We start from the raw sequence: 19,482 nt of genomic DNA, 5'->3' as shown, positions 1-19,482 counted from the left end.
CGTGGGCAGAGCAGGACTGCGGGCACGGCGCCTCGGCGTCGGCGCCCTCGCCGCGCTCGTGCTGATGCTCGTCGCCGGGATCCCCGTCTACGTGCTGCCGCCGATCGATCCGGTGCCCGCGCACGCCGACGCGGTGCTCGTCCTCGGGCCGCCGACCCGCGCGCGCACCGAGCTCGGCCGCGATCTGGTCGAGGCGGGGGTGGCCGACACCCTCGTGATCTCGGTCTGGGCCTCCGACCTCGCCGCGGCTCCGGGCGAGAACGACGTCGTCGCCTGCGACGAGCCGGACATGGACGTGGTCTGCTTCACCGCCGACCCCGGCACGACCCAGGGCGAGGCGCGCGCGCTCGCCGACGACGCGCGCACGGACGGCTGGGACAGCGTCGTCGTCATCACGCAGACCCCGCACATCGCGCGGGCGCGGCTGCTGCTCGGCCGCTGCTTCGACGGCGAGCTGTCGATGGTGTCCTCCGGCGAGCCGTACACCTTCGGCGACTGGGCCTACGAGTACGTCTACCAGACCGGCGCGTTCGTCAAGGCGCTCGCGGATCCGGCCTGCTGACCGGACCCGCGACGGCCCCGTCTCAGCCCAGCAGCTCCCGGACGTCCTCCGCGGTGATGCCGCCGGTCGCCGCCGCGCCGTCGTCGGACATGACGGCCGCGAACAGGGCGGCCTTCGCCTCCTTGAGCGCCATCACCTTCTCCTCGATGGTGTCCTTCGCGACGAGGCGGTAGACCATCACCGAGCGGGTCTGGCCGATGCGATGGGCGCGGTCCACGGCCTGCGACTCGGTCGCCGGGTTCCACCACGGGTCGAGCAGGATGCAGTAGTCGGCCTCGGTGAGGTTGAGGCCGAAGCCGCCCGCCTTGAGCGAGATGAGGAAGACGCCCGCCTCGCCGGAGCGGAAGCGGTCGATCACCTCGTCGCGCTTCTTCGTCGCGCCGTCGAGGTAGGCGTACTCGATGCCCGCCTTGTCCAGGCGCCCGCGCACCCGGCCGAGGAATCGGGTGAACTGGCTGAACACCAGCACCCGGTGGCCCTCGGCGAGCGCATCGGCGAGCAGCTCGTCGAGCAGGTCGAGCTTGGTCGACGGCACGGTCGCGTGCGCCTCGTCGACCAGGGCCGCGTCGAGCGCGACCTGGCGGAGCACGGTGAGCGCGCGGAAGATCGCGAAGCGGTTCTTCTCGAAGTCGCCGATCAGGCCGAGCACGCGCTGCCGCTCGCGCGCCAGGTAGGTGTCGTAGACCTTGCGCTGGCGCGCGCCGAGCTCGACCTCGATGGTCTGCTCCTGCTTGGGCGGCAGCTCGGTGGCGACGAGCTCCTTGGTGCGGCGGAGCATCAGCGGGCGGATCCGGCGGCGCAGCTGGCTGAGGCGCTCGGTGTCGGCGTCGCGCTCGATCGGCTTCTGGTAGTACTCGGCGAAGCCGGCCGGCGAGGGGAAGAGGCCCGGAGCGACGATCGAGAGCAGCGACCACAGCTCCATCACGTTGTTCTCCATCGGGGTGCCCGTGATGGCGAGCTTGAACGGCACGTCGAGGCGCCGCGCGAGCTGATGGGTGGCCGACTGGCGGTTCTTGACGAACTGCGCCTCGTCGAGCAGGAAGCCCGACCACTGGATGCCGGCGTAGGACTCGTAGTCGAGGCGGAACAGGGCGTAGGAGGTGACGACCAGCTCGGCCTCGCCGATCATCGTCGACAGCGCCTTGCGCTTCTTCTTCGAGGTCTCGTCGACGCCGACCACGCGCAGGCCCGGTGCGAAGCGCTTGGCCTCGCCGACCCAGTTGGGCACGACGCTCGTCGGGGCGACGACGAGGAACGGACGCGGCGAGGTGCCGGCGCTCGCGGCGGCCGCGCGCTGCTCCTGCATCACCCGGGTGACCAGCGCGAGCGACTGGACCGTCTTCCCGAGGCCCATGTCGTCGGCGAGGACGCCGCCGAGCTGGTTGTCGTAGAGGAAGGAGAGCCAGTCGTAGCCGAGCTGCTGGTAGGGCCGCAGCTCGACGGCGAAGCCCTCGGGCAGGGCGCGCGACTCGAGGGCGCCGGTCGCGGTGAAGCCGGAGAGGCCCTCGACCGAGCGGCGCCAGGCGGCGGCCTGCGCCTCGACGACGCCGAGCTCGACCAGCTCGTCCCAGAGCGAGGACTGGAAGCGGCTGATCCGGAGCGTCTCGCTCGGGTCGTCGGAGAGCTCGCGCGCCTCGGCGATCAGCTCGCGGAGGCGGCCGAAGCGCTCGTCGTCCAGGGCGAAGTAGACGCCGCTCGGCAGCACCATGTACTCGTCGCCGCGGGCCAGGGCGAGGAAGATCTCGGCGAGCGGGACCGCCTCGTCGTTGACCGTGACCGAGATCTCGAGGTTGAACCAGTCGCGGCTGTCGGGCTGGGCGACGGTCTGCACGGCGACGACCGGAGCCGTCTCGGCCTCGCGGTACTCGACGCGCTGGCCGATCTCCTCGATCTCGACGGTGCCGAGCTCGCGCAGGCGCTCGACCTCGCCGGTGAGGAAGCCGACGGTCTGCATGCCGCGCAGGTCGAAGGTCGGGCGGAGCCGTCGGCTCGAGGGCGAGACCAGGGCGGGCGTGGACTCCGGGTCGATGCCGGCGCCGGCGAGCGAGTCGAGGATCCGCTGCTCGGCCTCGGCGTCGCGGTAGCCGGACTCGTCGTCCAACCGCAGCGGGAGGCGCTCGGCCTCGGTGCCGCGCCCGCCCTCGATGCCGTAGCGCCACCACCAGGAGCCGCGCAGGCCCGCGCCCTCGGTGTGCTCGAGGGTCAGGCCGAGCCGGGGCTCGGGGACGGGCGGCGCCTCGAAGGAGCCGTCGCGCGAGACGATGTCGAAGAGGCGGTGCAGGCGCTGGTAGTGCTCGGTGAGGAACGCCGACTCCTCCTGCTCCGGGATGCGGATGGGCTCGCTGCTCCAGAGGAAGGTGCGCGCGGAGGAGACCAGCGGGGCGGCGAACGGCACGAGCGTGACGGCCTTGCCGCGCAGCTCGTCGCCCTCGTCCCAGGTGTAGAGGCCGACGGCGGGATCGCCGATGAAGCCGAAGTGCTCGGGCGCCGGGCGGTCGCCGATCGCGACGAGCGAGCGCAGCTCGAGGCCGCCCGCGGTGCGGGTGACGTCGATGGACGCGGTCGCGGTGGTGTCGAGGATCCGCAGCGGCGACTGGTCGCGGTCGCCCATCACCAGGCCGATGCCCGCGCGGACGGCGCCGTGCAGGGCCGCCCAGATCGCCTCGCTCCGGCACTGGTCGAGGTAGAGCCAGGTGTCGGGCGAGTAGTAGCTCGAGGCGCTGTGCCCGGAGAGCAGGCCCTGCATCTCGCGCACGACGTCGATCTGGCGCTCGTCGTAGTCGTGGCTGTAGTGCAGGTAGCCGAGGTCGCGCCAGCTGGTGCCGGTGCGGACCCAGCGGTCGCGGTCGCCCATCCGCACCGGGCGGACGCCGAGGCGCGGGCGCGGCTCGGGCGGCGGCCGGTAGCTGTTGTAGCGGCCGGGCGGGCGGCGCACGGGCTCGCCGGGCAGCAGCTCGAACTGCAGGCCGAGCGGGATGCCGGAGTGCGAGCGCTCGGCGCCGGCCAGCAGCGGGGCGAGCGCGCTGCGCCACTCCGGGACCGCGTCGACGGCCGTCTCGCCGGGGAACGGGCCGCTCAGGGCACCCTCGCGCTCGCGGCGCAGCGCCTCGATCAGCACCGCGGCGACGTGCTTGCACTCGTGCTTGACCGGGCAGCTGCAGGCGCCGCCGAGCAGGAGCGAGTGGTCGCCTTCGTCGCGCAGCTGCACGCTCACCGCGTAGGGCGAGCGGCCGGAGCCGCGGACCTGGCCGAAGAGGCGGGTGCGGCCGCCGAACCACTGCAGCTCGGCGACGCGGCCCTCGTCGGCGTAGGCGACGCCCTTGTCGAGGGCGGCCGAGCCGACGAGACCGCGGACGTCCTGCTCGCTGAAGGGCTCTCGGCCCTCGGTCCCGGGCGCGGCCGACGGGGGCAGCACCTCTTCGGGGGGACTCTGGCGGGCCATGGACCTCACGCTCTCCGCGCACCGACCGGAGCGCATCCGTCCATTCAACCCGATTCCGAGGGCGCCGGGAGCCGCGGGGCGGGATCCGTGGCCGCGGCGGGCGCTCCTACGATGGACGGATGCCCCGCCTGTCCATCGTCTCGGCGCACACCTCCCCCCTCGAGCAGCCCTCGACCGGCGAGGCGGGCGGGATGAACGTCTACCTCGCCGGGGTGCTGCCCGAGCTCGCGGCACTCGGCTGGGAGGTCACCGTGCTCACGCGCGGCGAGGGCGAGCAGCGCCTCGCGCCGGGGGTGACGGTGGTCGGCGTGCCGGTCGAGGCGGCGGACAAGTACGCGCTCGCCGCCTCCGCCCCCGCGTTCGCCGCGGCGGCCGAGGGCGCGGACGTCGTGCACTCGCACTACTGGGTCTCGGGTCTGGCGGGGGCGCTGACCGGGGCGCCGCACGTGCACTCGATGCACTCGAACTCGCTCGCGAAGAACGTGCGGCTCGTGCCGGGCGATGTGCGGGAGCCGGAGGAGCGGATCCGCGCCGAGCGCTCGGTGCTCGCGTCGGCGGACGCGGTGGTGGTCGCGGGGGCGTCGGAGCGGGCGGACGTCGTCGACGGGTACGGGGTGGAGGCGGCACGGGTGGTCGTCGTGCCGCCGGGGGTGGATGCGCGGTTCTCGCCGGGAGCTGACGAGCGCGCGCACGAGATCGTGCTGCTCGGGCGGGTGCAGCCGCTCAAGGGGCAGCGGCTCGCCGTGCAGGCGCTGGCGCGGATCCCCCGGGCCGAGCGGCCGCTGCTGCGGCTGGCGGGCGGGCCGGCGCCGGGGCGCGAGGGGTACCTCGAGGAGGTGCGCGCCGCGGTGCGAGAGCTCGGCGCGGACGAGTGGGTGCGGTTCGAGGGCGTCGCAGATCGCGCCCGGGCGGCGGTGCTGCTCCGGGAGGCGCGGATCGCGCTGGTGCCCTCGGCGGCGGAGACGTTCGGGCTGATCGCGCTCGAGGCGGCGGCGAGCGCGACGCCCGTGCTGGCGCGGCGGACGACCGGGCTGGTCGACGCGGTGCGCGACGGGGAGAGCGGCGTGCTGATCGACTCGGGCGACCCGGAGGCGTGGGCGGCGGAGATCCGCCGCCTGCTGGCCGACGACGCGGAGCGCGCGCGGCTCGGCCGCGGCGGCACGGCGTGGGCGGCGGCCCACAGCTGGGCGGCGGCGGCGGCGCGGCTCGACGCGGTGTACCGCGGCCTGCTGCGAGGGCGCGCCGACCCCCTGCTGATCGAGCAGCCCTCGTAGAGGGCGTGCGCATCATGCTGATCGAGCAACCCTCGCAGAGGGCGTCTGCATCATGCTGATCGAGTAGCCCTCGCAGAGGGCGTATCGAGATCCACCGTCGTTCGGAGGGCGGGTCTCGATACGCCGCTGCGCGGCTACTCGACCAACAAAGAGGCGCCGCTGCGCGGCTCCTCCGAAGGCGGTCAGTCGGCGATGGCCGGGGTGCCCGGGTCGAAGTGGGCGCCGCGGGTGGAGCGGTACCAGGGGGCGAGGCGGTCCGGCGAGACGGCGACCATGGCGGCGCCGGTGAAGCCGGCGTCGTTGCCGAAGCGCGCGGAGACGATCTCGGTGCCGAGGTCGAGGAAGCGGGCGAACTCGTCGAAGACGTGCGCGGCCGCTCCGCCGATCACGAAGAGCTGCGGCGAGAGCAGCATCTCGAGGTGCCGGTAGTAGACGTTCAGGCGCCCGGCCCACTCCTCGAGGGTGATGCCCTCGCGGCGGACGGCGGAGAAGCCGACGCGCGGCTCGAAGTCGGGTCCGTCGATGTGCACGTGGCCGAGCTCGGAGTTGGGGATGACCTCGCCCTCGTAGACCAGCGCGGTGCCGATGCCGGTGCCGAGCGTGGTGAGCAGGCACAGCCCCTCGCGGTCGCGCATCGCGCCGAACTCGCGCTCGGCGACACCGGCCGCATCCGCGTCGTTGACGACGACCACGTCGACGCCGGTCGCCTCGGACAGCAGGGCCTGCGCGTCGATCCCGACCCAGCGCTGCGAGACGTGGGTGGTCTGGCGCACGATGCCGCCGCGGACGATGCCGGGGAAGCCGACGCCGACCGGGGTGCCCGCGATCGGCGAGACGTCGCGGACGATGCCGGCGATGGCGGCGGCGAAGTCCTCGGGCTCCTTGCCGGCCGGGTTGGCGACGGCGAAGCGGCGGGCGGCGCGCTCGCCGGTGGTCACGTCGACGAGGGAGGCCTTGATCGAGGTGCCGCCGATGTCGACGCCGACGGCGAAGCGCGGCAGAAGGCCGTCCTGGGGCTGGGTCACGGATGCTCCGTCTGGGAAGTGGTGGCGAGGACTGACCTCGGGCTCGCGGGAACGCGTACGGCTCGCCGGATCACGGGATCCTGACGAGCCGTAGGCGATTCTACGAGTCCGAGGTCGGAGCCGGCTCGGAGGTGGCGGCGAGGGCGTCCAGGAGGTAGGCGATCACGGGCTCGTAGAGGTGCACGGCGAGCCCGTCGTCGATCGGCACGACCACCTCGATCGAGCCCTGCGCCTCGGCGACGAAGACCGCCGGGTCGTTGCAGTCGGCGATCGCGATCGTCGCGAGCCCGCGCCGCCCGGCCGCGCCCGCCCAGCCGTGGTCGGCGACGACGAGGTCGGGGCGGATCCCGAGCGCCTCGAGCTCGTCGAGCAGGGCGTTCATCGGCTCGGCCGAGTGGGTGTGCTGGAGGCTGCCGCCGCGGTAGGCGCAGCTGACTCCGCCGGTGCACCACAGCCGCTCGTGCTCGTCGGCCAGGGTGACGCGGATGCCGTCGGGGCGCGCGAACGGGAGGGCGTTCACGTCGATCACCCGGGCACCCGCGTCCGTCGCGGCCGCGGCGAGCCGGCGGTAGACGTCCAGCAGGGTCGCGGGGTGCGCGGTGGCGAAGAGGATCAGCGCACCCTCGCGGACGGCGCGGGCGAAGCGGTCGCGGTACGCGTCGAGCGCGGCGACGGTGAGCGCGGCGTCGATCCGGTCCTGCCCGTCCTCGAAGGCGGGGTCGGTGCTGATGCCGACCCGCTCCCCCATCAGGGCGAGCAGGCTCTCGACGTCCCAGTGCTCGGCGACGTCGACGCCGTAGAGGTGGGCGGGCTCGCGAGCGGCCAGGCGGCGGAGGTTGCCGAGGTTGCTCGCGCGGCCGGTGAGGACGGCGCCGGTGAGGAGCGACTCGTCGAGGATCGTGGCGAGGGCGGCGGCGGACAGCGGCATGCGGAGGGGCCTTCCGGTGAGGGTCCCTCGAGCGTAGTTCGAAACTCGTGCTTGACGAGTGACTGTCGCCGATATATCGTTACTACATCGCCGACAGATCGTGAGCACTCGCTCCGACGGGCGAGACGGATTTCGAGAGGAATCCCCTGACACGAGAAGAGACACCATGAACACCAGGAACTCCTTCCACGACCACAGCGACCGCTTCGACCGCTCGCACGGCGACCACGACCACGACCACGGCCGCGCCGGCCACGACCAGCCCGGCCGCCGCGAGCGCCGCGGCCCCGGCGGACACGGGCGCGGCTTCGGTCCCGGCTTCGGCTTCGGCCCGGGCTTCGGCGGCTTCGGCCCCGGCTTCGGCGGCCCCGGCTTCGGCCGCGGCGGCGGACGGGCCCGACGCGGCGACGTCCGCGCCGCCCTGCTCTCCCTCCTCGCCGAGAAGTCCTCGAACGGCTACGGCCTGATCAAGGCGATCGCCGAGAAGACCAACGGCTCGTGGCGCCCCAGCCCCGGCTCGGTCTACCCCACGCTCCAGCAGCTCGTCGACGAGGGCCTCATCACGGCCGTCGGCGAGGGCCGCGGCACCGAGTACCAGCTCACCGACGCGGGCGGCACCTACGTGCGCGAGCACGCCGACGAGCTCGCCGCCGCCTGGGAGGCGACTCCCGGAGCGAGCGACTCGGACCGCGAGTTCGTCGAGAACATCGGCAAGCTGATGGGCGTCGTCCAGCAGTTCCGCGGGGCCTCGGAGGCGCAACGCGCCGCCGCCTCCGCGAAGCTCGACGAGACCCGCCGGGCGCTGTACCTCATCCTCGCGGACTGACGCGGTCGCCTCATGCTGGTCGAGTGGCCTCGAAGGGGCGAATCGAGACCCCTGTCACCCGGACTTCCGGCGAACGTGGATCTCGATACGCCCGCTGCGCGGGCTACTCGATCAGCAAAGGAACGCGTGGAGTCAGCGGTAGGACGCGCCCAGGCGCGCGAGGCCCTCGTCGAGGGTGACCGCGGGCGTCCACTGCAGGTCGGCGCGGGTCGCGCGCTGGTCGAACCAGTGCGCCGTGGAGAGCTGCTCGGCGAGGAAGCGCGTCATCGGCGGCTCGTCCTCCCCCGGGCGCACCGCCCAGACGCGCTCGACGAGCGAGCCCGCGGCGCGCGCGACCGCGGCGGGCACCGACCAGGCGGGCGGCCGGACACCGGCGGCGCGGCAGATCCCGGCGAGCAGCTCGGCGACGGGCCGCGGCTCGCCGTTCGTGACCACGTAGGCGCGGCCGTGCACCGCCTCCGCCCGGCCGAGCGCGGCGACGATCGCCGAGGCGGCGTTGTCGAGGTAGGTCGAGTCGATCAGCGCCTGGCCGTCTCCGAGCAGCGGCAGCCGTCCGGTGCGGGCGCGCTCGACGATGCGGGCGACGAGCTGGGTGTCGCCCGGTCCCCAGACCAGGTGCGGGCGGACCGCGACCACGGCGAAGCCCGGCGCATCCGCGGCCAGCGCCAGCAGCTCGGCGCGCGCCTTGGTGCGCGCGTAGTCGCCGCGGGCGCGCTCGGGATCGGCGGGCTCGGCGCCCTCGCCGATGATCGAGGAGCCGGAGTGCGCCACCGACGGCGACGACACCTGGACGAAGCTCCGGACGCCCGCCTGCGCGGCGGCGGCCAGCAGGCCCCGCGTGCCGTCGACGTTCACCCGGACGAAGTCGGCCGGGTCGCCCGCGAGCGAGACCTTCGCCGCGAGGTGCACGACGCCCTCGCAGCCCTCGACCGCCGCCTCGACGGCGCGCGCGTCGGCCAGCGAGCCCCGGACGTCCTCGGCCCCGGCCACACCCGACGGTCGACGCTGGAACGTGCGGACCTCGTGCCCCTGCGCGACGAGCCCCGCCGCGACGGCGCCGCCGAGCAGCCCGCTCGCTCCGGTGACGAGGACCCTCACGGTGCGACCATCCGGCCGCCGGCGAGGATCGACTCCGCCCAGCGCGCGAGCGCGGCCCGGTCGATCTTGGAGTTGTGCCGGATGTCGGTCGGCAGCGCCGCCACCACGAGCACGGCCGCGACCGGTGCGCCGACGGCGGCGCGCACCTCGGCGGCGAGCTCCTCGGAGGCGAGCTGCGTGCGGCGTGCGCCCTCGTGCCGCTCGACGACGGCGACGAGCTGCGCGATCCCCCGCGGTCCGACGCCGACGATCGCGGCGCGGGAGACGGCGGCGACGCGCGCCTCGATCCGCTGCTCCGGCCCCACGGGCGTCACCACGCCGTCGGCGGTGACGATCACGTGCGGCAGACGCCCCTCGACCCAGAGCCGGCCGTCGGCGTCGATCCGGCCGACGTCGCCGGTGCGGTGCCAGCGCTCGCCCGGAACGGCGCCGCGGCGCGCGGCGCGGTCGGTCAGCCAGAGCCGCTCGTAGTGGTCCTCGACGTGGCCGGCCGAGACGACGATCTCGCCGGTCACCCCGACCAACTCCGCCGGCTCGGGAGCGGCCTGCCCGTCGTCGTCGAGCGGAGCGATCCGGAGGCGGACGCCCGCGGCGGGAACGCCCACGCACACTCCCCCGCGCGGATCCTCGTCGGCCGCGGCCGCGCGGATGCCCTCGAGCGACGCGTCGGTGAGCAGCAGCCCCTCGGTCATCCCGTAGGGCGTGCGAGCCGAGGCGTTCGGCATCAGTGCCTGCGCCTGCGCGAGCAGGCCCTCGGCGACGGGCGCGCCGGCCGAGAGGAAGGTGCGGACGCCGGCGAGCGCGCGGTGGTCGTCGGCGTCGAGGTCGCCCGCGCTGGCGACCACGTTCGCGAGCGCGGCGGGCGAGAGGAAGAGGACGGTCGCGTCGACGCGCGCCGCCGCGGCGGCCACGGCGCGCGCGGTGAGCGTGCGCGGGGAGGTGACGTCCATGTCCGGCGTCGCGGAGCGGGTACCGAGTGCGGGGCCGAGCAGCGCGAACGGCGCGAAGCCGGCGACGAGTCCGGTCCCCGGTCCGATGCCGTACTGCCGGGCGAGGGCGTCGCGTACCCCGGCGAGCTGGCGGTGCGTGTAGACGACGCCCTTCGCGGGGCCCGTCGAGCCGGAGGTGAAGAGGATCGCGGCGACGTCGTCGGCCGCGGGCGGCGCACCGAGCGCGTCGGCGGAGGCTTCCAGCTCCGCCCGCCCGAGCTCGATCAGCTGACCGAGCGAGGTGTCGACGCCGAGGGCGCGGGCGGAGGCGCGCGGCAGGGTCTGCGTCGAGACGCGCCCGCCCGGCCAGCCCAGGGCGCGGGCGACGGCGAGCCCCGGCAGCGCGCCGACCACGAGGTCCGGCCAGGTGCCGCGGACCGCGCGGGTCAGTCCGCGCAGGCCCAGGCCCGCGTCGGCGACGACCACGACGGCCCCGATGCGCAGGCACGCGTAGAGCAGGGCGGTGAGGTCGGCGCCGGGCGGGACCAGCAGCGAGACCCGGTCGCCCGGGGCGACGCCCGAGGCGCGGAGCCCCGCGGCCAGCTCGCGGACCCGCCGCGAGAGCAGGCGCCAGGACACGGAGCGCGGGCCGCCTCCCCCGGGCGGCGCCATCTCGACCAGCGCGAGCGAGTCGTCCTCGACGCGCTCGTCGAGGTGCCGCCAGAGCGGCTCGATCGGCACGGTCGGGCGGTGCACGTCGGGAGCCTCGACGCCCGCGGTGACGTCGCCGAGCCAGGTCAGCACCGCAGCGGAGTAGTCGACGTCCTCCGCGAGCAGGTGGCCGGCGCCCTCGAAGCGGTGCACCTGCGCGTGCGGGAGGCGATCGACGAGGTCGTCGAGGTAGCGGTCCGAGAAGATCGGGTCGAGCGGGCCCCAGAGCAGCAGCGCCGGCGTCTCGAGGCCGCGGACGCCGGCCGCGATGCGCTCGAGCTCCGCGTGGCTCGGGTGCGACGGGCCGACCGGGATGTCGGCGACGAACCCGCCGACCCCGCCCCGTCGCTCCGCCGAGCCGTAGGGCGCGCGGTAGCCGGCCTTGACGGCGCGGGGCAGCGCGGGGTGCCCGAGGGCGAGCGTGGTCTCGAGGAACGCCGGCGTGCCGACGGTCGAGGCGCCGAGCATCCCCGAGGCGAGCGCGAGCCGGAGCGGCGCGGGGATCGGCTCGTCGGCCGGCTGGTGGATCGCGGTGTTGAGCAGCATCGTGCCGCGCAGGAGCGCCGGGTGGTCGACCGCCCAGCCGAGCGAGACGACTCCGCCCCAGTCGTGGCCGAGGGTGACGACGTCGGTCAGGCCGAGCACGTCGGTGAGGTTCGAGAGCTCGCGCACACGGTCGGCGAGGGCATGCAGCTGGCCGGTGCGCTCGGAGAAGCCCATCTCGAGCTGGTCGACGGCGACGACGCGCCAGGCCGGCTCGCCGCGGCGGGCGGCGGCGACGGTGGCGGCGGCGAGGGCGCGCCAGAGGTAGGACCAGGTCGGGTTGCCGTGCACGCAGAGGATCGTGCCGAGCGGTTCCACGCCGTTCAGCGCCTCGTGCGTGTCGAGCAGGTGCCAGCGGCGCGGGACGCCGTGCGCGTCGGGCGCGTCGACGAGGCGCGACCAGGACGGATCGAGGCCGTCCAGTCCCGCCGGCGGCAGCTCCGCCGCCGAGGTCGAGCCGAGTGCGCGGCGGATCCTGGCGGCCGGGTGCCGGCCGGCGGCGGCGCTCACCAGGCGATCTCGAGCATCGCGGTGTTGATGCCGGAGCCGACGCCCAGCAGCAGGACTCGGTGGCCCGGCTCGAGGGTCTTCGACTCCTGCGCGAGGGTGATCGGGATCGACGCGGGGCCGACGTTGCCGAGCGTCGGGTAGGTGGTGGGGACCAGCTCGGGGTCGATGCCGACGGCCTTCACGAAGGCGTTGGTGTGCACGTCCGACACCTGATGCATGATGTAGCGGTCCATCCCGCCCCAGCTCCAGTCGCGCTTCGCCTCCTTCCAGGCCGAGACGACGAGCTCCATGCCGCCCTTGAGCAGCGCCTTCGCGTCGGTGAACATCCCGTCGACGCTGCCGACGCAGAGCTCGTTGAACTGGGTGGCCGCGCGGGTGATGCCGCCGAGGATCCGGTGGCCCTTGGGGTGCTCGTCGGCCGGGCCGAGGATCGCGGCCGCGGCGCCGGACCCGAGGGTCAGGCTCGCGAACTCGCTCATGAAGTCCTTGCGCTTGATGCCCTCGCGGCTGAGGCGCTCGATCGTGTTGACCTGGATCTCGTCGGCGTCCTCGCCGTCGATGATCATCGCGTACTTGATCTGGCCGGAGTCGATCAGCTGGGCCGCGAGCGTCATCCCGTTGACGAAGCCGAGGCACGCGTTCGCGATGTCGAAGTTGATCGCGGACGACGGCAGGCCGAGCCCGTGGTGCAGCCGGACGGCGACCGAGGGCTCGAGGTGCTTGCGGGTGACCGAGGTGTTGATGATCAGCCCGATCTGGTCGGGCCGGATGCCGGCCTCGGCCAGCGCGCGCTTGCCCGCCTCGATCGCGGCGCCGTCGAAGCCCTGCTCCGGACCCCAGTTGCGCCGCTCCTGCACGCCGGCGACGCGCTGGAGGAGTCCGGTGGGGAGTCGCAGCCGCTTCAGCGCCGGCGCCAGTCGCGCGTCGATCTCTTCCGACGTGGTCACCCGGGGGGCCATCGTGGTAGCGACGGACAGCAATGCGACGTTGCGGTGCGTGGTCGTTGCGTTTCCGTCCAACGGAACTCCCTGTCCAATTGTCGATCTCGGCATGTGCCCCCGCGATTTTACGCTGTCGTTCACCCGACGCTTGCTGGACGCGGGCTGGACGGGAGTCCGAAGCACACTCGAGGGGCCTTTCGCAGCGGACGGCGCGGAATACCGCGCTTGCTGCCGGGTGGCCACAGTCGGGCCTGCGCTGTCAACCACCCGCCGCGCGTGCTGCTCGGGGTGCCGGGGTCGGGCCGGCGAGGCTCGGGGTGCCGGGTCGGGCCGGCGAGGCTCGGGGTGCCGGGGTCGGGCCGGCGAGGCTCGGGGTGCTGGGGTCGGGCCGGCGAGGCTCGGGCTGTTGACCTCGGGCTCGCGAGAACGGCCTCGGCTCGTCGGAACCGCCGGATTCGACGAGCCGAGGCCGGTTCCGCGAGCCGGACGTGACGGACGCCCACCTCCGGCTCGCAGAATCAGCCCCGGCTCACCAGAACAGCCCGATTCCGCGAGCCGGAGGTGATTTCACGAGCCGAAGGCGACAGGCGCCCACCTCCGGCTCGCAAGAACAGCCTCGGCTCGCCAGAACGCCCGGCTTCCACGAGCCGAAGCCGATTCCACGAGCCGGAGGTCACAGGCGCCCACCTCCGGCTCGCAGAAACAGCCCCGGCTCGCCGAAACCGCCGAATCCACGAGCCGAGGCCGATTTCACGAGCCAGAGGTCGCGGGCGCCCACCTTCGGCTCGTAGAAGCAGCCTCGGCTCGTCAGAACAGCCCGATTCGACGAGCCGGAGCGGACTTCACGAGCCGGAGGTCAGAGGCGCCCAGCCTCGGCTCGCAGAAACAGCTCCGGCTCGCCGAAACCGCCGAAATCCACGAGCCGGAGCCGACTTCACGAGCCGGAGGTCGCGGGCGCTCACCTCCGGCTCGTAGAAAGAGCCCCGGCTCGCCAGAACAGCCGGATTCGACGAGCCGAAGCCGATTCCACGAGCCGGAGGTCACAGGCGCCCACCTCCGGCTCGCAGAAACAACCCCGGCTCGCCAGAACAGCCCGATTCGACGAGCCGAGGCCGATTTCACGAGCCGGAGGTCACAGGCGCCCAGCTTCGGCTCGTAGAAACAGCCTCGGCTCGCCAGAACAGCCCGATTCGACGAGCCGAAGCCGATTCCACGAGCCGGAGGTGTGCGCGCGAGCGGGCCGGCGGGCCCGCGGATCCGGTCAGGTGCCCATCGCCCAGGGCTCGCGGTCGCCGCGGAGGCGGGCGGCGAGCGCCATCGCCTGCTCGTCGGTGAGGGTCGCGACGTAGTCGACGACGCCGCGGGCGCGGCCGAGGCGCTGCAGCGTCTCCGCGTCGACACGCGGGCGGCCGCGCTCGCCGGCCGGCAGCCACTCGGGGCGGTCGGCGCGGAGGCGGAAGTAGCCGTCGGTCGCCAGCTCGATCAGGTCGAGCAGCTTCTGCGGGGCGCGCGGGCCGTCGCGCGGGTCGTCGAGCCAGGCGTCGAGGTGGGTGACCAGCGTCTCGAGCACCTGGGACTGGCCGCGCTGGTAGGTCGCGAAGTCCGGCCGGTCGATCACGAAGCGGGTGTGCACGAACTTGAGCACGGCCACGTCGTGCCAGGCGTCGGGCAGCAGGGTGAGGTGCCCGGAGCGAACGTTGGGCTCGGCGAGCACGAGGACCGATCGCTGCAGCCGGCCGATCCAGGAGGAGACGAACGACTCGATCGCCCGCTCGGTGCGGGTGGAGCCGTCGAAGGGGACGGCGAGCAGCCCCTCCACCAGCTCGGTCGAGACCCGCTCGACGGAGGAGCGGAAGTGCTCGTCGCTCGCGATCCACGGGTCGCGGGCGACCAGGCGGCGCCGCAGCATCTCCAGCGAGTGGCCGGGCGCCCGCGCCCACAGCTCGTCGGCGTCGAGGGCGGCCAGCGCGTTCTGCTCGCGGAGGAACGCGCGGAACTCGACCGCGACGGCCGCCTGCTGCAGCACCCCCGCGCGGTAGAAGTCGTCGAGGTCGTGCAGCGAGTACGCGATGTCGTCGGCGACGTCCATCACCGAGCACTCCAGCGTCTGCTGCCAGGGCGCGATGGCGGTGAAGCCCGTGCGGGAGTCGAGCAGGTCGTCGAGGTCGAGGGTGTAGGCGGAGAACTTGGGCGGCGCGGTCTCCCACTGGCTCGCGGTCGAGCCGCGCGGCAGCTCGGTCGGGTCGGCGGTGTGGATGTCCGGCCGGCAGACCGTGCGCCCCCACGGGTACTTGAGCACGGCGGCGCGGGAGGCGGCGGTGAGGTTGAGGCCGGCCTCGACCGTCTCGCAGACGTCGAGCTCCGAGAGGATCCGGAACGACTGCGCGTTGCCCTCGAAGCCCTCCTCGAGTCCGAGCTTCACCCGGGCCAGGCGGTCGAGCGCCTGCTCGCCGAGGTGCCCGAACGGCGGGTGGCCGAGGTCGTGCGCGCTGGCCGCGGCCTGCACGACGACCGGGTCGCAGCCGCCGAGCCGCTCGACCAGCTCGCGCTGGGCGCGGTCGGTCGTGGTCAGCTGCATCGCGATGGCGCGGGCGACGGCGGTGACCTTGATCGAGTGGGTCAGCCGGTTGTGCACGACCTGGCCGACGCCGGAGGGCGAGATCACCTGCGTGACGGCGGAGAGACGGGCGAAGTAGGGCGAGAAGCGGATCCGCTCGAGGTCGACCCGGTACTCCGGGAACTCCTCGCCGGTGGCGAAGCGGTCGACGGGCTCCGGCGTGCGGCGGTCGCGGCGGGTGTCGTGCGGCGCGTCGTCCGTCTGCGGCAGTGCCGGTGTCGCCTCGTGCATGGGCCCACCCTACGGGCGGAGCTCCCCGGGCTCCCCGCGCTCGGCCCGCCCGCGCGGGGCCACCGCGAGCAGCACCGCCGCGGCCACCACCGCGCCGAGCACGTACGCGGCGATGTCGAGCCAGGAGAAGGTGCTGCCGACGACGAGCCGCAGCGGCGGCCAGAGCTCGACGAGCCGGGCGGCGGCTCCGATCGCCTGGAGCTGCTCCATCGCGATCGACCAGGCCAGTGCGACGCCCGCGGCGGTGACCGCCGGGATCCGCGGCAGCAGGACGCAGACCAGCAGCGCGACGAGCACGACGTAGAGGACGCTGCCGGCGAGATCGGCGAGCAGGCCCACCAGCAGGAAGCGCAGGGCGAGGCCGAGGCCGAGCGCGGCGACCGCCGCGAGCGCGAACGGCAGCCGGGCCCTCATCGCGACCCGCGCGCGCGGCGCACCCGGTCGAGGACGAGGAGGAAGGTGCGGTCGTCGGCGACGCTCCAGCCGAGCGGCCCCGGCGAGGCGACGACCAGCGGCACCAGGACGGGGCGCGAGCGCGAGGCGAGGGCGGCCGCGGACGCGCGGGCCGCCTCCGCCACCATCCCGCGCAGGCCGGTGGCGGGAGCGCGCTCCGCCCGGGGCGCCGCGACTCCGAGCACGATCGCGCGGACGCGGAACGCCCCGTGCGCGACGGTGCCGACCTGCACCGAGACGACATCGCTCCAGTCCGCGATGGCCAGCCCGTCGGCGCGCTCCCCGGCGAGCGCCGGTCCGTCGCCGCCGAGGGTGACGACCGGTCGCCTCGGGGGCGACGGCGGCGGCGGGCGCGGCGAGGCGGCGCAGCGCCCGGTCGAACTCGCGGCCGCGCAGCAGAGCGACCCCGCCGGCGACGGCAGCGAACTCGGCCAGGCGGCGCCGGCTCGCGGGCGACGTCTGGCGCAGCTGCGAGGCGAGGGCGGCGCGCGCGCGACGGATCTCCGCGGGCGAGGTCACCAGCGCGGTCGGCTCGAAGCGGCGGCGCGGCGGCAGCGGATCGGCGGGGAGCGGATGCGCCCGGGCGTGCGGCGGCGGGGCGCCCCAGTCGGGCGGCGGCGCTGCGGACATGTCCCCTCCTCCGGTGCTCGCGGGGCCCTCGCGGGCACTCCCTCGATTCTGGACCTTCGCGGCTGCGCCTTGCCCGCGAGCATGCGCGGGCCTACGATGGGGGTACCCCCGGGGGGTATCCACCACCCTCGTACGAGCACCCCCGCACGAGCACCCACGCAAGGAGACCAGCATGACCGCGCACCTCGATCTCGGACTCACCGCGAAGGGAGCCGCCGGCGGCTGCGGGTCCGAGGGCGGCTGCGCCTGCGGCGGCCACGACTCCGCGCACTCCTCGCACTCCTCGTCCGCGGCCACCTCGCAGTCCTTCGGCGTCGCCGGGATGACCTGCGAGCACTGCGTCCGCAGCGTCACCGAGGAGCTCGCGGCCTACCCCGAGGTCCACAGCGTCGACGTCTCGCTCGCGCCCGACGGCGTCTCGCGGGTCACCGTCGGCTCGTCCCGTCCGCTCGGCCGCGAGGAGATCGCGGCCGCCGTCGCCGACGCCGGGTACCGCCTGGCGCCCCTGGCCTGAGATGGCCGAGCTCGAGCTCGAGATCGGCGGGATGACCTGCGCCTCGTGCGTCGCGAAGGTCGAGCGTCGCCTGGACGCCCTCCCCGGCGTGCGCTCGAGCGTCAACCTGGCCCTCGAGCGCGCCACTCTCGCGCTGCCCGAGGGCACCACCGCCGCCGACGCGATCGCCGCCGTCGAGGCCGCGGGCTACACCGCCACGGTCTCGGGCGCCGCCGCCGCCACCGACGCCCCGGGAGACGGCGGCCCCTCCCGCGAGGAGGAGGCCGCCGAGACCGAGCGCCGCGTCCTGCGCACCCGGCTGATCGTGTCCGCCCTGCTCGCCGCCCCGGTGGTGCTGCTCTCGATGATCCCGCCGCTGCAGTTCGCGAACTGGCAGTGGCTCTGCCTCACCCTCGCCGCGCCGGTCGCCGTCTGGGGCGCCTGGCCGTTCCACCGCACCGCCTGGCGAGCGCTGCGCCACGGCTCCACGACGATGGACACCCTGATCAGCCTCGGCGTCACCGCGGCGTTCGCCTGGTCCGTCTATGCCCTCTTCCTCGGCGACGCCGGGCGGCCCGGGATGAGCATGCCGTTCGAGCTGCTCGGCGCGCGCTCCGGCCACGACGAGATCTACCTCGAGGTCGCCGCCGCGGTCCCCGTGCTGGTGCTGGCCGGCCGCTGGCTCGAGGCCCGCTCCAAGCGCGACGCCGGCGCGGCGCTGCGGGCGCTCCTCCGCCTCGGGGCGAAGGACGCGACCCGCGTCACCGCCGGCGGCGCCGAGGAGCGCGTGCCCGCCGCCGCCCTCGCGGTCGGCGACCGGGTGCGGGTGCGCCCCGGCGAGGTCGTGCCCGCCGACGGCACCGTGCTCGACGGCTCCAGCGCCGTCGACGCGAGCCTGCTCACCGGCGAGAGCGTGCCGGTCGAGGTCGGCCCCGGCTCCGCGGTGACCGGCGGGGTGCTCAACGCGCACGGCGTTCTGACGATGCGGGTCGACCGCGTCGGCGCCGACACCACGCTGGCCCGGATGGGCCGCCTGGTCTCGGACGCGCAGGCCGGCAAGGCGCGGGTGCAGCGGCTCGCCGACCGCGTCTCCTCCGTCTTCGTGCCGGTCGTCGTCGTGCTCGCGCTCGCGACCCTCGTCGGCTGGCTGCTCGCCGGAGCGGATCTCGCCGCCGCCGTCTCGCCGGCCGTCGCGGTGCTGATCGTCGCCTGCCCGTGCGCACTCGGTCTCGCGACGCCGACCGCCGTGCTCGTCGGCACCGGCCGCGGCTCGCAGCTGGGCATCCTGATCCGCGGACCCGAGGTGCTCGAGACGGGCGACCGGATCGACACCGTCGTCTTCGACAAGACCGGCACCCTCACCACCGGTGCGTTCGCGCTCGCGGCGGTCGAGGCCTCGGGCGACGACGACGAGGTGCTCCGCCTGCTCGCGGCCGTCGAGCGCGGCTCCGAGCATCCCCTCGCCGCGGCGATCCTGCGCGGCGCCGAGGAGCGCGGCCTCGCGGTCCCCGAGGCGACCGGCTTCCGCGCGAGCGCCGGCTTCGGCGTGCGGGCCCGGATCGACGGCCGCCTCGTCGTCGCTGGCCGGCTGCGCTGGCTCGAGGAGCAGTGGGGCCACGCGCCCGGCGCTCTCGCCGAGCGGGCCGAGCGCGCCACGGCCGACGGCGGCACCCTGGTGGGCGTGGGCTGGGAGGGCGAGCTGCGCGGCTTCGCGGTGCTCCGCGACGAGCCGCGCCCCGAGGCGGCGCGCACCGTCGCCTCGCTGCGCGCCCGCGGGCTGCGCGTGCTGATGCTCACCGGCGACAACCCGCGCGCCGCGGCCGCCGTCGCCTCCGCCGTGGGGATCGACGAGGTGATCGCCGAGGTGCTCCCGGAGGAGAAGCTCGCGGTCGTCGAGCGGCTGCGGGCCGAGGGCCGCTCGGTCGCCCTCGTCGGCGACGGCGTCAACGATGCGGCCGCCCTCGCCGCCGCCGACCTGGGCGTCGCGATGGGCGCCGGCTCCGACGCGGCGATCGAGGCGAGCGACATCACGCTCGTCGGCGACGATCTCGCCCGCTTCCCCGACGCGCTCCGGCTCGGCCGGCGCACCCTCGGCGTGATCCGCGGCAACCTGTTCTGGGCCTTCGCCTACAACGTCGCGGCGATCCCGCTCGCGATGGCCGGGCTGCTCGGCCCGCTCGTCGCGGGGGCGGCGATGGCCTTCTCGAGTGTGTTCGTCGTGCTGAACAGCCTGCGGCTGCGCTCGTTCCGCGCGGAGTGACGGGGCCGC

The 19,482-nt window shown here is 74.8% G+C and carries 14 protein-coding genes; 5 read left to right on the top strand and 9 right to left on the bottom strand.

Translation table 11 applies throughout. The features are described from left to right. Position 1: 1 nt before the first annotated feature. Positions 2–562: a YdcF family protein gene (locus GSU72_RS03860; RefSeq protein ID WP_159983871.1), complete on the top strand. Its 561-nt coding sequence runs from the start codon at positions 2–4 to the stop codon at positions 560–562. Positions 563–584: 22 nt separating this feature from the next. On the opposite strand, the gene GSU72_RS03855 is transcribed toward GSU72_RS03860, so the two are convergent. Next, complete coding sequence (locus GSU72_RS03855; protein ID WP_159983869.1) at positions 585–4,004, bottom strand: DEAD/DEAH box helicase; 3,420 nt, start codon at positions 4,002–4,004, stop codon at positions 585–587. A 119-nt stretch (positions 4,005–4,123) separates the two neighbouring features. Between GSU72_RS03855 and GSU72_RS03850 the strand changes: the two genes are divergently transcribed. Next, entirely contained in the window at positions 4,124–5,278 is a 1,155-nt protein-coding gene (locus tag GSU72_RS03850) for a glycosyltransferase (protein WP_159983867.1), read from the top strand. 182 nt (positions 5,279–5,460) lie between these two features. Here GSU72_RS03850 and GSU72_RS03845 read toward each other — a convergent pair whose 3' ends face one another. Further along, the gene (locus GSU72_RS03845) at positions 5,461–6,303 is read right to left on the bottom strand and encodes an ROK family protein (RefSeq protein ID WP_244255959.1); all 843 of its coding nucleotides are present in this window, start codon (positions 6,301–6,303) and stop codon (positions 5,461–5,463) included. 100 nt (positions 6,304–6,403) lie between these two features. After that, positions 6,404–7,231: a phosphatase gene (locus GSU72_RS03840; RefSeq protein WP_159983865.1), complete on the bottom strand. Its 828-nt coding sequence runs from the start codon at positions 7,229–7,231 to the stop codon at positions 6,404–6,406. Positions 7,232–7,397: 166 nt separating this feature from the next. Here GSU72_RS03840 and GSU72_RS03835 point away from each other — a divergent pair, with 166 nt between their 5' ends. Further along, positions 7,398–8,057 (top strand): PadR family transcriptional regulator, encoded by a 660-nt coding sequence (locus GSU72_RS03835; RefSeq protein WP_159983863.1) that lies wholly within the window; start codon positions 7,398–7,400, stop codon positions 8,055–8,057. Positions 8,058–8,189: 132 nt separating this feature from the next. Here GSU72_RS03835 and GSU72_RS03830 read toward each other — a convergent pair whose 3' ends face one another. From GSU72_RS03830 to GSU72_RS03805, 6 genes are all read right to left on the bottom strand, one after another. After that, on the bottom strand, positions 8,190–9,155 hold the full coding sequence (locus tag GSU72_RS03830) for an NAD-dependent epimerase/dehydratase family protein (RefSeq protein WP_159983861.1): 966 nt from the start codon (positions 9,153–9,155) through the stop codon (positions 8,190–8,192). Next, positions 9,152–11,848, bottom strand: coding sequence for an alpha/beta fold hydrolase (locus GSU72_RS03825; protein WP_244255958.1), 2,697 nt, complete (start codon positions 11,846–11,848; stop codon positions 9,152–9,154). The genes GSU72_RS03830 and GSU72_RS03825 overlap by 4 nt, the downstream gene beginning before the upstream one ends. Next, entirely contained in the window at positions 11,845–12,900 is a 1,056-nt protein-coding gene (locus GSU72_RS03820; protein WP_159983859.1) for a 3-oxoacyl-ACP synthase III, read from the bottom strand. Before GSU72_RS03820 ends, GSU72_RS03825 begins: the two co-directional genes overlap by 4 nt. Before the next feature lie 1,150 nt (positions 12,901–14,050). Next, positions 14,051–15,637 (bottom strand): dGTP triphosphohydrolase, encoded by a 1,587-nt coding sequence (gene dgt, locus GSU72_RS03815; RefSeq protein WP_159983857.1) that lies wholly within the window; start codon positions 15,635–15,637, stop codon positions 14,051–14,053. Between the two features lie 9 nt (positions 15,638–15,646). Further along, positions 15,647–16,051, bottom strand: a complete 405-nt coding sequence (locus tag GSU72_RS03810) for a DUF2809 domain-containing protein (RefSeq protein WP_159983855.1) — start codon at positions 16,049–16,051, stop codon at positions 15,647–15,649. Then, positions 16,048–16,323 carry a hypothetical protein gene (locus GSU72_RS03805; protein WP_159983853.1) on the bottom strand — a complete coding sequence of 92 codons (276 nt, stop codon included), beginning with the start codon at positions 16,321–16,323 and terminating at the stop codon, positions 16,048–16,050. The genes GSU72_RS03810 and GSU72_RS03805 overlap by 4 nt, the downstream gene beginning before the upstream one ends. 569 nt (positions 16,324–16,892) lie before the next feature. Between GSU72_RS03805 and GSU72_RS21445 the strand changes: the two genes are divergently transcribed. Together GSU72_RS21445 and GSU72_RS03795 are read left to right on the top strand one after the other, a co-directional pair. Beyond that, complete coding sequence (locus GSU72_RS21445; RefSeq protein ID WP_159983851.1) at positions 16,893–17,234, top strand: heavy metal-associated domain-containing protein; 342 nt, start codon at positions 16,893–16,895, stop codon at positions 17,232–17,234. Between the two features lies 1 nt (position 17,235). Beyond that, complete coding sequence (locus GSU72_RS03795; RefSeq protein ID WP_159983849.1) at positions 17,236–19,473, top strand: heavy metal translocating P-type ATPase; 2,238 nt, start codon at positions 17,236–17,238, stop codon at positions 19,471–19,473. The last annotated feature ends 9 nt before the right edge of the window (positions 19,474–19,482 follow it).

This window comes from Rathayibacter sp. VKM Ac-2760 (assembly GCF_009834185.1).
Taxonomy (GTDB): Bacteria; Actinomycetota; Actinomycetes; order Actinomycetales; family Microbacteriaceae; genus Rathayibacter.
Note: the sequence above shows the minus strand (reverse complement) of the source record. Positions and strands in the feature narration are given on the sequence as shown.